This is a genomic window from Cardinium endosymbiont cEper1 of Encarsia pergandiella, from assembly GCF_000304455.1.
GTDB lineage: Bacteria > Bacteroidota > Bacteroidia > Cytophagales > Amoebophilaceae > Cardinium.
This window is the reverse complement of the sequence record NC_018605.1, coordinates 553273-565934: the sequence shown is the minus strand read 5'-3', so window position 1 is coordinate 565934 and position 12662 is coordinate 553273. Positions and strand designations below refer to the sequence as shown.

The 12662-nt window shown below is 34.2% G+C and carries 7 protein-coding genes and 1 pseudogene; 6 read left to right on the top strand and 2 right to left on the bottom strand.

Annotated features, from left to right (window positions below; all coding sequences use genetic code 11):
* The first annotated feature begins 167 nt into the window (after positions 1 to 167).
* The 5 genes and pseudogenes from AL022_RS02490 to AL022_RS04270 form a co-directional block, all read left to right on the top strand.
* The gene (locus tag AL022_RS02490) at positions 168 to 776 is read left to right on the top strand and encodes a hypothetical protein (RefSeq protein ID WP_014934694.1); all 609 of its coding nucleotides are present in this window, start codon (positions 168 to 170) and stop codon (positions 774 to 776) included.
* 476 nt (positions 777 to 1252) lie between these two features.
* The gene (locus AL022_RS02485) at positions 1253 to 2008 is read left to right on the top strand and encodes an Rpn family recombination-promoting nuclease/putative transposase (protein ID WP_014934692.1); all 756 of its coding nucleotides are present in this window, start codon (positions 1253 to 1255) and stop codon (positions 2006 to 2008) included.
* 82 nt (positions 2009 to 2090) lie between these two features.
* The gene (locus tag AL022_RS02480) at positions 2091 to 3308 is read left to right on the top strand and encodes an IS3 family transposase (protein ID WP_014934691.1); all 1218 of its coding nucleotides are present in this window, start codon (positions 2091 to 2093) and stop codon (positions 3306 to 3308) included.
* A gap of 35 nt (positions 3309 to 3343) precedes the next feature.
* Positions 3344 to 3538: an RpnC/YadD family protein gene (locus AL022_RS02475; RefSeq protein WP_014934690.1), complete on the top strand. Its 195-nt coding sequence runs from the start codon at positions 3344 to 3346 to the stop codon at positions 3536 to 3538.
* 386 nt (positions 3539 to 3924) lie between these two features.
* Positions 3925 to 4595 (top strand): annotated as a pseudogene (locus AL022_RS04270) (IS982 family transposase); the annotation flags it as partial.
* 162 nt (positions 4596 to 4757) lie between these two features.
* Here the strand turns inward: AL022_RS04270 and AL022_RS02465 are convergent.
* Both AL022_RS02465 and AL022_RS02460 read right to left on the bottom strand, forming a co-directional pair.
* A complete protein-coding gene (locus AL022_RS02465; RefSeq protein WP_014934688.1) occupies positions 4758 to 7544 on the bottom strand; it encodes a PD-(D/E)XK nuclease family protein in 2787 nt (928 codons plus the stop codon).
* Positions 7545 to 7616: 72 nt separating this feature from the next.
* Entirely contained in the window at positions 7617 to 9707 is a 2091-nt protein-coding gene (locus AL022_RS02460) for a hypothetical protein (RefSeq protein WP_014934687.1), read from the bottom strand.
* 274 nt (positions 9708 to 9981) lie between these two features.
* Between AL022_RS02460 and AL022_RS02455 the strand changes: the two genes are divergently transcribed.
* Positions 9982 to 12576, top strand: coding sequence for an ATP-dependent Clp protease ATP-binding subunit (locus AL022_RS02455; RefSeq protein WP_014934686.1), 2595 nt, complete (start codon positions 9982 to 9984; stop codon positions 12574 to 12576).
* Positions 12577 to 12662: the final 86 nt, after the last annotated feature.

Genomic DNA, 12662 nt, shown 5'->3' with positions numbered 1-12662 from the left:
TTAAAAGTAAAATAAGGATTTAAAATTTTTCAAGATTTTAAATATAATAGACTTTAAATCAATCATAATTGGATTTTTTATTATAGAACTTACTCTACTATTCAATAGAGTACTATTACTATATTAGTAAACTAGATTTGTTAAATCTAATAAACAAGATAATTTTCATGGCTTTTTTATATACTATTAATGGAATATCAGGTACTCCTAGACAAGAAATAACAAATTGTTTGGCTGGGTATTTTGAAAAAAAAGGTAGAACAGTAAGCTGCATAACTGATCCAAAGGGATCTAACTATGGAAGACTAGCTAATGACATAGTCGTTAATCAGGGTATTGTTTTATCTTCTTTTACAGAAGCTTTACTTTACCTTACTTGTAGTAAAGCAATATTTGATCAAGTTGATTGGAATCAAGATTTTATAGTAGTTTCTAAAGGTTCTTTTTTAGAAACATTTGGTTACCAAAACCAACTATCTGATTGGGACTTAGAAGATGCTAAAAAGTTATTTTTTCTATTTTCTAAACATATAAAAAATACTTATCCGTTTTTGTCTATTGTACTTACGGAAGACTATATAACAGCAGAAAAACGGGCTAAAGAAAAATTTGAATACAAGGGTAATCCAGAAAAATATTTGATCGATTCAAATCGATTTTTAGATATTAGACAACATGTTATTGTTAAAGAAATAGGTATCAAAGTTGTTAATATAGAAGTAAAAAGTAGAAATACAATGAAAGTATTTCAAGAAGAAATAGAACCTATTTTATAGATAGAATTCATATTTTAGAAAAAAACAGCTTTTAGACAAGCAATAAGAGATGGAAGGTCAATTGCAGAAACCCGTTATCTTGGATTACCAAACAAATGTGAACAAGTTGTTCAATCTGTGGTAGACAGAACTAACTATTTAACTAAATAATCTAATAGTTATTTCATTACATAATGAAATAACTACTTTTTTATAAGTAATGTTATTTTATAAAACCAACAAAATGAGACCGTTGCAATAGAAAATTTAAAAAAATATTTTAGACATTTTTGCATACATTTTTGCATACATTTTTGCATACATTTTTGGTAAAATACTTCCTTTCTATGTCATAAAAAGGACATAAAAACAATAATTACATAGCTTTTTTCTTATTTTGAGTAGATTTAATTTTCTATTGCAACGGTCTCATATTCTAATTCAGAGTTTAGGTTATAAGAGTATTTATTTTTTTAAGCTATTGATATATTGATCCAATGAATAAGGAAGAGAACAAAACCAATGATAAAGAAAAGGTATTAGATAAGCCTCATGACCAGTTATTTAAAAATACTTTTTGTAATAAAGAGGCAATGCTAGATTTTTTATCAGCGAACCTTCCTTCTGATCTACTTTCTAGAATAGATAAAGAATCATTAGAGTTAACTAATAAGAGTTTCGTAGATCCAGTTGGTAGACGAGGAGAATCTGATTTAGGCTTCAAAACCAATATAAATGGTAATTCTGGTTACCTATATTTGTTAGCCGAACATCAGTCTACTGAAGATCCTTATATGGGTCTAAGGTTTTTGGAATATAACGTTCAATTGTTGAGACAACATCTAAAAGAGAATGGAAATGTACCTCTTCCAGTTATATTAAATATCTGTGTATACAGCGGAAACAAGCCCTATAAAGGTTCAAGTAGTTTATTTGATCTCTTTTCGGATCCTGAGCTAGTAAAATCGTATATGTTTAATAGTTTTCATTTAGTTGATTTATATAGTACGTCTGAAGATGAACTTCTTAGCTATAAAAAAGCTGCTTTTGCAGCCATGGTTCTAAAGCAAGGTATCTATAGAGATTTTACGCAATGGTTTTCTGATCGTATCAGTTTAATTGTAGAATTTCTAGAAAAAGATTACATTAGTTACGCGGATGCAGTATTTTTATATATGTTGAAGGTAGATGATAATCCAAATTTACTGGAAACAATAAAAAACTCTAACCCAAAATTAAAGAATATAGTATAGTGGACCGAAAAAATCGGACAGAAAATTAGATACTTTGTTTCGTATTGTACTAGTTTTATTGTTTCACAAACGAGTTTATAAAATGGGAAGAAAAAAGGTTAGAAAGTTTAGTTCAGTAGAGAAGACTAAAATAGTCTTAGATTTATTAAAAGAAGAATTGACGTTAGTAGAGTTATCGTCCAAGTATGGAGTAACTAGCAAAACACTTCAAAATTGGAAACATCAGTTTATGGAGCATGCTTATTTAGCTTTTGATCCATCCAAAGTTGTTAGTGCATACAAAGATGAAATAGCTCATTTAAAGGATGAAAATGATTCCTTAGCCAAGACATTAGGTAAAACTACAGTTGAGCGGGACTGGGCAGTGGGAAAGCTAAAGAGCTTGGACTTATTAAGTAAAAAAGGTCTTGTCGAATCCAAGCTTACTCATTTACCTAAGGCAAGACAATGTAAATTATTATCGATTAATCGTTCTTTTTTATATTATAAATCTAGTATAGAAGATAGTTTTAATAAGGAGCTTATCAATAAAATAGCTGATATTTATATCGATCATCCAGAATACGGATACCGTTATATATATAACCAGTTATTAGAAGATGGTTTGTCTATAGGAAAAAATCGTGTGCTACATTATATGCGTAGAATGGGCTTATGTGCTGTTTATCCGCGTAAAAAAGTTTTTACTTCTTTTAAGTCTTCTAAATATAAAGCACATGGTTATTTACTAGATAAGTATTGGTTTTCCTCTGGTCAGACCAGGCGTCTTTATGTACCTAAATCAAATCAGGTTTGGAGCGGGGATATAACTTATATTAAAACTAATAATGGATTTATCTATTTTGCAGCTATAATAGACTGGCATAGTAAGGCTATATTGAGCTATAAAGTATCTAACAGTATGGATACAACACTTGTAACAGATATTTTAGAAGAAGCTCTTAGCAAATATCCTGCTCCAGAGTACTTTAATAGCGATCATGGAAGTCAATATACCAGTCATGGTCACATACAATTGTTAAAAAAGTATGGTATTAAAATATCAATGAATGGGCAAGGTAGAAGTATTGATAATGTAGTTATAGAGCGTTTTTTTAGAACAATAAAATATAACTGCTTGTTTATAAATGACTTTAAAAATATTAAAGAGATTAAACAGGGCATTAACGATTACATGCATAAATATAATTACAAAAGATTTCATTCTAGTATTAAATATCAAAAACCTATGAACGTCTATCTTACACATGTAAAAAATCAATACGCTAAAGCAGAAATAACACGGAAACAAAATTTATAAAACTTTGTCCGATTTTTTCGGTCCACTATATAGCCATGTCTGTAGCTGAAAGATTAATACAAGAAGGAAAACAAAAAGGTAGAGAAGAAGGTATCCGAATAGGGGAAGAAAAGGGCGAAAAAAAGAAAGCCCTTTCTATAGCCAAGGCTATGCTTAAAGATGGCTTCCAATTAGATAAGGTAATGTTATTTACCGGACTATCTAAGTATGATATTCAGGATATTATGTAGTTATCTATAGTGACCTATAAGATAAAAATAAAGGCTCATAACCAATTTAAAAGAGTTTGTAAATAAAATTGTGTAAATGCTTATTTAGTCGGTTTTAATATCAGTTTAGAAATTTCTTATCTTATCTGAATAAGCTTGTGTATTTTAGAAATAGTTCTTGTCTCATTAAAGGGTCGTTTTTTAAGACAACCTAAATACCCAGCTAAAATACTCCATAAAATATATCATATTCCCATCTCAAAAAACAAAATATCATAAACTCATCGTTACGGATTAGATATTAACGTCAATTCTGGATTAGAAACTAAGCAATGAGTATAAAAAGCTCCTTTGTGTTTTAAATTTGTGGGATTGAAAAATAACCATAAAAACCAAAGGAGCTGCTTATCAATGTATCAAAATTAGTTGAAATATATTACGTTGTTGATGAATTTCTAATAAAATTTATGCCTTATATGGAAAAAAGTTGCTAACCAGCTCTGAGAGGAAACCAACTAGAATATGCTCATTGACTTTGAGCGAAATAATGACAATATTAATTGCTTTTCATGTAATTGGGTTTAGAAATTTTAAGTTATATTATCTTCATTTACAGCAATTTCATTCAAGTGAGTTTAGAAATTTAGTAAGTTATACTAGATTTATATCCCTAGTTCAAAGAACAATGGTTCCCTTCTATTTTTTTTCACAAAATCTTTCCAAAACGAAAACAGAATGTTACTTTATGGATTCAACAGCCATTAAAGTTTATAATACCAAAAGAGCCTATTCGCACAAAGTTTTTAAATCAATTGCTACTAAAGGTAAAACCACTACTGGTTGGTTCTATGGAATTAATTTAAACTTGATTGTCAATGATTTATATGAAATTATGAACTTTTCTCTTACTACAGGTAAGGCCAATGATAGATGGCCAGTAGAAAATTTATGTAAAAATTTGATCGTAAAAGTATTTGCCGATAAAGGGTATTTGAGTAAAGAATTATTTGAAAAACTTATGGAAAAAGGTATAGAACTGATTACCCAAATCAGAAAAAATATGAAAAATACTTTTATTTGTAGTAGTTGAGATTTAATCTTACATTTTTTATTGTAACAATCTCTACGAATCACACAAATAATTATATATTATTTCAAGGTCGATTATTTAGCTAGTCTTTAGCAAAAGTAAATAAAAACTTATTTGATAAAATGAGAAATCCCTTTTTATCTGATTTTTTCAGGCCACTATATCCCTTTGACAAATGCGCACGTATGGGCAATAGGCACATATTTCAAGATCTTGTGTTTGTACAAAAGGTATAGCAGGATTAAAAATTTCCAAGAGCAACGCCTTTAATGCCCCTTCAAATAGCTGTGCATATTCCATAATATCTTCTATCTGTTGATACTTTTTACCATTGCCCGATTGTTGAATGAATATACCAGGCTTATAATCAGATAAAAAAAGCGAACGAATATGAATCAAATAAGGCATAACCTGTTGTGGACCATGCATGCCATGTAGTGATTTAAAAAGCCAAGCGTATAAAAAAGTTTGAAACATAGCTTTATTTTTTTTAATCTGAGGAGGATCAAATAAGCTAGCTATACTGGCTATTGTATACTTGGATAAGCCGGTCTTATAGTCTATAATGCGAATTAAGTGGTTTGATGTATCTATACGATCTATCACACCGCTTAACCAAACTTTGCGTGCTATATCTAGGTTCAACAGGATGGGTTGCTTAATGGTTACCTCAACGCCTAAAATGGTAAATGGTGCATCCGAACGATCTGAGTCCAGCATACGCACTAAGAGCTTTTCTAGTAGTGCATGGAGTAACATAGGCGCACTTGGTTCAGTCCGTTGCGCAGCTATAACTTCTTTTAGCTTTATTTTTATATTTGACGCCAGTTCCATGACCATTTCTTTATCCATCTGTACACCTACAAAAGGTTGGTAACATCGTGCCATAACACGATGAAACAATGTCCCCAACTGTACAGCCTCTGCGCCATCTTTGGGCCATACGCGCTGCTTTAATTGAAGCAAATAGATAAAATAAAATTGAAGTGGACAAGATAAATAAGCAATCAATGCAGAAGGTGTTAAACTAGAAGCAGCAGCTGATGACTCTTTGACCAAAAACCTATTTAATAACTGCATTACTCCATCATCTTTTTGAATAGATATAACAGGAATTGACCTGGTGGGGAGATGCATAGCATGATCAGACTGTATAACTTTTAATGTACTATCAAAGGTCAATTGCATTAATAGTCGATTCATTTCACTAGAAGTAGCTAAACTATTTTTTTGGACATAGTAACAATAGATATTTTGGGCACGCTGCAATAATCTATAAAATCCATACGCTGTGTTGTTTTCTGCTACTTTATCTAAAAATGGCAGTCCAAAGTTATAACGCAAGTCATACGGTACAAAAGAATCATGATGCATCGGTTTAGGAAAGGACCCTTCATTCATGTTCAGAAAAAAAATATGTTCAAAATCTAAGTTATAGGATGCAGCAACTTCTACAATATAGAGTCCTGTTATAGGATGATTTTGATGAAAGCATATTTTACTTTCTTTTAGACGATTTAATAAAAAAGCAACAGAACAGCTATCCATTTCTGCTGCTAGGCCATCAATATATTTCAGTAGATGACTTAATGCCCTTTTATTCAGGGCTAAGAAAAGACCATCTGTTTCTATAAAATAGTGATCTATATAAGCTAACCCTTCCTTAAGATAGGATAAAAGGTTTTTATGCGTTTTGTTCAACCATAGGTCAAAGACTCCCGACTGATAAGATGGATCATTTGAAAGGGCATTGCCTATAGCCTCCCCCGATTGCATCATGTCTTTCACAAATGGATCACATAGGGCCAAAAGGTTAGCTATATAGATTTCCATCTGCTTCCCTTCCATAGTAGCTTCCCAAAGCTTTACGAATTGCTCTAATAAACTATATATAACCGTAGCCCTAAATGGGTACTCCAATTTAAAATGTAAGGGAATAGATAGCTTAGAAAGCTGATCTAACAAAGGTATAAGTAAATCGCTACCACTTACTACTATGGCAGTTTGGTTGGCTGGAAACTTGGGTAGACCCTTATTCGTTTTTTCTTGTAAAGCTGTCACTACTGCTTGCACCTGTGCGACTATACTAGAGGTTTCTATGAGCCAAACTTTTTTACTAGGATCATTCAAATAAGTAGCAGTTAGAAAACTTTTCTGAAACCATTTTTTTGCTCTATGCTGGCGCAGATAGTGGCCCGCTACGTTATTTGGATGGTCTAAATAATGGGCATCAACATCCCAGAAAAAAGTAGTAGAAGCGATTGCCTGACATTGCTGAATAAACTGCTCTTCAACAGCTGTTAAGCTATTAAACCCAATAAAGATGAGCTCCTGATAAGTAGCGATTAGCTTCGGTAATGGTTGTGCCATGCTATAACATAAACCTTCATATCCTTCTTGCTTTTCTATTAAACTTTCTCTAAAAGATTCATACAACAAGGGCAATTGTTCGCTAACAAGCAACTCCTCTTTTTCTTGCAATAGTGATAAAGTCCTAGCCTTTTCAAGAGATCCCAATAGATTTTGGTCTACAAAAGTATCAACGGTCTTTTTGTTTTGCTGGATGAAGGATGCGCAGAATGCACTACTGTTTAAAAGATGGGTATCTATACCATTAAAATCTTGTAACAGGGTAAGCCCCCAACCATAAAATTGCTCAAAAGATTCTTTCCTATTTAAAACCCGTTCGACTAATCTATATAGCCTACTGAGCAAGGTTAAAGTAGGTAGTGGCTTGATGCTACTATGCATTATTATGAACTGATGCAGCGGTAAACAAGTAACACTTTCTTGTGCCCTTTTTTTATTAAATAGAGATTGAAAATAATCAATAGATAGTTGGGTAGGAAATATCAAAAGTGATTGCTGCTTCCTATTGGACCGATGCAAATGGTGGATGACTTGTGCTAAAAAAGGTTGATGGGTTAGGGTTTTCATAGATTGTGTCTCGTCTATAATTGATTTTTATTATCGCTGCTTCTTACCGAAAGTTTTAAATAGTATACTGGGTTAAAAGTTTATTAGAATTTGGATGATGCCATTGTGCTTACTTCTGGTGGACAGACATTTATGTACTGATTTTGTTTTATTTATATTATCAAATAAATATATAAAAGTATATTGCATCTCCAGGCGCACTACCTCCACCGGCCTCCAACAAACCAACCAAGTAGTAGCCATACCATTGCCACAATAGGAACGAAACTGTGTACCACTATATAATGGATTAGGCAGATAAAAATATAGTCTAGTACTATAGTTTTGGGTTTTAAATAAAATTGATTTACAGGTAAGCTTCCATTTATTTCTTTGCCATTTTTGTCTACCGGATAGCGCATAGCCATGATGGGGTTCTCCTAAAAAATTATAATGGGTATATTGTACTTCCAAATTGCTCCACCAATAATGGGTAAGCTTGTGGTCTATCCTACATTTAAAACTATTTTGGATCGCTCGCTGAGCTTGTATGTCATCTGAGCGATCTGCTGCTTTAGACTTATTGCGGGGATGGTGATATAGCTTATGCTGTACCAGCAATATAGTTGAACGATTGAATATATAATTAGAACGCGTGGTAAGATAATGGCCAATACTGGCTATTTTCAGCTGTGGTTTAGGGTATAATATAGTAAAAAAGTGACTACTGGTTGTAAGTTTCCAGCTAGATAAAGGCGTAAACTGCAAACAGGCATACCCCCCTTTTTCATTTCCATAGTCTGTGCTATAATGTTTAAAAGCATTTCCATAGGGTGTGTACCATCTTTTCCCATAGTAATATAATGTACCAGACAGATCTATATGACGGGAAAAACTTATAATACATCCTATAATCAAGGCTTTTGACTTTTTAGACCAAATTGCATTTGGAAAAGTACACCCTAGCTCTCCGAATCCTATACAGTTTTTCCATAGCAAACGATAAAATAGACTAAGCCCAAGTTGGTTTTGTAATAAATAGGAAACAGTTGCTTTATCTTTTATCATAACAGGTATATCGTAATGGTTATAAAGCAGATTCATGCCCACCTCTGTTTGATTCCTATGACATTGCTTCCGTATGGTGCACCCAAGGACCTGTTCATTCACCACACCTTTTTTTGCTAAGTTATAGCTGGTATCATACTTACCGATGCAATCTATCCGATGGGTATAACACTTCTGTTGACCATTTAACAGTAGGGCAGCATCTAGGTTATGGTTGGCATAGAATCCAGTTAACTCCACCATGCCCACATCAGATGTGATGGCTACACCTCGTAATCCAACACGTCTAATGCCCTTATAGGGACGAATGCCGATATGATTGGAACGGATGACCGAACTGATCGCATCTCCTTTGTGGGTATAGCCTGCACTTAATAACAAGCCCTGTCCATGGCCTATTTGGTAATCACCAACTACCATTCGTTTTATATACTTTTTATGGTTTACCATTACAAAGATGGACCATAGGTTAAATCCATAACGATAGGTAGCATGGTCCCAACAAAAAGATTCCCCTGCTTGTTTTCTAGCGGTGATACCCCATGTTATATCATTTTGATGATCAAATAAAAATTGAAAAGTACAGCGATTTAAATTGCCTAAGGTTGAAGACTGACTAAAATCCCTTGAGCACAATGCAGGCACATAACGAAATAAAAAATAGTTGGATTTGCTTGTACTGCTTTTCAAGCAATGACAGGGTAAATGATAAGTTTCTGCTACATAAACAAAAGGCAATAGCAAAGCTATAGTGACCAAATCAAAATCAGGAATGGCTTGTAGTTCATATCTGGAATACAATGGACCTGTAGTCGCTAAATGGGTAAAATAATTTTTTATTTGATTTTTAGATAAAATACCTAATGCATCCAATGATGCTTCTGTTGTCTTATTTAAGTCTAATGGGGCAGCATAGGCTTCTTGAAGTCTTTCTTTGATGGATTCAAAATCTGCTTCTTCCGTAAAATTTTGCCGCTGGTAGATTGCGTTTACATAATCATCAAAAGCAACTAAATGGCCTAATGATACAGAAAAAGCTATAGAAACCTTATGAACCAATAGGATAAAAAAAAATAAAGTATATACGCATGCTTTAAATTTTTGACTATGGAGCAAAAATTAACTGCTCTGCATATGTCTTATACCACACCTATAATTTTAAGGTAAATTAGGGAAAAATGTGCAGGATACCAATGGTTGTACAATTGGCTGCGTATCCACCTGATGGATGCGCTATAGACAGATAGAAAACGTTGCATCTATAGTATAGTGGTTACTTTGTACCATCAAATGTGTTACTCAGTATAGGTAGATCAATCGTCTAAATACTTTTACAAAAAAATGCTATATTTAACACCAAAGCGTTAAATAATGATAAATAAGAAACATTATGGACCCTAGAAAGTACACTATTAAAGCACAAGAAGCAATACAAAGCGCTATAGAAGTAGCGGAAAAAAACCAACAACTTACGATCGAAAATGGTCACTTACTCAAGGCCATTTTAATCAGCAATGAAACACATGTTACCTTTCTTATTAAGCAACTTCAAGTTGCCTTAACGCCTTTAGAAGAAGCATTAGATAAACTCATCCAAACCTATCCAAAAGCATCTGGTCAGCAGCCCTATTTATCACCCAATATGGATGTTACCCTTCGTGAAGCAGAAAGTTACAAGAAAAAATTAGGCGATGACTTTGTCGCAGTAGACCATTTACTGTTAAGTCTTTGTTCAGGTAAAGATCAAACGGCAACATTAATGAAAAAGCACGGCATAGAAGAAGCTCCGTTGCTACAAGCGATTCAAGCCTTACGGGGTACCCATAAGGTTACCGATCCTAGTGCAGAGTCTAAGTATAGATCATTGGAACGTTACGCAAAAAACTTAAATCAATTGGTTAAAGAAGGCAAAATAGATCCAGTGATTGGACGTGATGAAGAATCGCGAAGAACGGTACAAATTATTTCACGTAGAACGAAAAGTAATCCCCTATTAATTGGAGAGCCAGGTGTAGGTAAAACAGCTATTGTAGAAGGACTGGCGCAAAGAATTGTAGCTGGTGACGTGCCTGAAAACATCAAATCTAAGGTTATTTTTGCATTAGACCTAGGTCTTTTGATTGCTGGTGCCAAATACAAAGGCGAGTTTGAAGAACGGCTTAAATCCGTCATTAAAGAAGTCGTGGATTCCAACGGGGAGTTTATTCTTTTTATCGATGAAATCCACATGCTTATTGGGGCAGGTGCCTCTGGAGAAGGGGCCATGGATGCAGCGAATCTACTTAAACCAGCGCTTGCGCGTGGAGAACTACACGCTATTGGTGCCACTACGCTAAAGGAATACCAAAAGTATATAGAGAAAGACAAAGCCCTAGAAAGAAGGTTTCAAGTCGTAATGGTAGATGAACCCAGCCAAGAACATGCAGTTTCTATTATACGAGGCATAAAGCCCAAATATGAGCTCCATCATGGTGTACACATTAAAGACAATGCAGTAATCGGAACTGTACGCCTATCTGACCGTTATTTACCAGGTTTTCTGCCTGATAAAGCGATAGATGTAATGGATGAAGCAGCTGCTAAAAAGCGAATTGATTTGGATGCTGTTCCTGTAGACTTAGACCAAATACAACGAAAAATTACCGAATTAGAAATTGAAAGAGAGGCAATTCGAAAAGAAAAAGACACTGCAAAATTGGAAGAGTTGTCTAAAACCATTGAGGAGCTAAATGAAAAAAACCAAACCCTCAAAGCAAAATGGGAAAATGATAAGTCTATTGTGGAGGGTATTCGTACACAGAAAAAACAAATTGAACAATTGCGTTTGGATGCTGAACAAGCTGAGCGAAATTTTGACTATGGTAAGGTTGCAGAAATTCGATATGGAAAGCTTATAGAAGCAGAAAAAAAACTCAAGGCTTTACAAGAAAAGATAGAAGCACTTCGTGAGACTAGCCCACTTTTTAAAGAAGAAGTCACACAAGAGGATATTGCTGAAATTATAGCGCAAAGGACCGGTATTCCTGTTTCTAAAATGCTACAAGATGAACGCGAAAAACTACTACAGTTAGAGGCTGTCCTGGCCAAAAGCGTTGCCGGTCAAGCAGAAGCTATTCAGGTTATTGCTGAAGCAGTACGTAGAAGCCGTGCTGAATTACAAGATCCTCGTAAGCCTATTGGTTCTTTTATCTTTTTAGGTACTACTGGTGTAGGTAAAACTGAACTGGCTAAAGCACTGGCACAATTTTTATTCAACGATGAACAGGCTATGATTCGTATAGATATGTCAGAATACCAGGAAAAACATGCAGTTAGTCGGTTGATTGGTGCACCACCAGGCTACATAGGATACGATGAAGGAGGGCAACTTACAGAAGCAGTACGTACCAAGCCCTACTCTGTAATTTTATTGGATGAAATAGAAAAAGCACATCCCGATGTCTTTAATATTCTATTGCAAGTATTGGATGATGGTAGACTAACTGATAATAAGGGCAGAACGGCAAATTTTAGAAATACCATTATCATTATGACGAGTAATATAGGTGCACATCTTATTCAAAGTGGGTTTGCTGGTATTGAAGATTTGCCTTCTAAAGAAAGTTTAGAAGAGACCAAGACAGCGGTCCTACAATTGCTGCAAAGCCAAATGCGTCCAGAGTTTTTAAATCGGATCGATGAAATTATCATGTTTAATCCCCTTTCTAAAGGGGTTATTAAGGATGTTGTGCATATTCAAGTAGAAAAGCTTAAAGCAGACCTACTAAAGAATGGCATAGTCATCCAGATGGATGAGCCACTTATAGACTACCTAGCAGAAGAAGGATATAGCTTGCAGTTTGGCGCAAGGCCGCTAAAGCGCTTGATGCAGCGCATTATACTTAATGGTTTATCTAAAGCATTACTATCTAGACAGGTCAGCAAAGATCAGCCCATTCTCATTTGTTACTACCAAGGATCGGTAGTATTTTCAAATGCTACCTAAATAATACCGCGATTCGATAGGGAAATTTGGGAAAATTTATTTAAATACCATAGTCATGGGTTGGGTCTAAACCAATCCATCCACCT

What these genes read in the sequence shown, in the direction of transcription:
- AL022_RS02490 (WP_014934694.1), top strand. Translation starts at nt 168, where the DNA reads ATGGCTTTTTTATATACTATTAATGGAATATCAGGTACTCCTAGACAA.
- AL022_RS02485 (WP_014934692.1), top strand. Translation starts at nt 1,253, where the DNA reads ATGAATAAGGAAGAGAACAAAACCAATGATAAAGAAAAGGTATTAGAT.
- AL022_RS02480 (WP_014934691.1), top strand. Translation starts at nt 2,091, where the DNA reads ATGGGAAGAAAAAAGGTTAGAAAGTTTAGTTCAGTAGAGAAGACTAAA.
- AL022_RS02475 (WP_014934690.1), top strand. Translation starts at nt 3,344, where the DNA reads ATGTCTGTAGCTGAAAGATTAATACAAGAAGGAAAACAAAAAGGTAGA.
- AL022_RS02465 (WP_014934688.1), bottom strand. Translation starts at nt 7,544, where the DNA reads ATGAAAACCCTAACCCATCAACCTTTTTTAGCACAAGTCATCCACCAT.
- AL022_RS02455 (WP_014934686.1), top strand. Translation starts at nt 9,982, where the DNA reads ATGGACCCTAGAAAGTACACTATTAAAGCACAAGAAGCAATACAAAGC.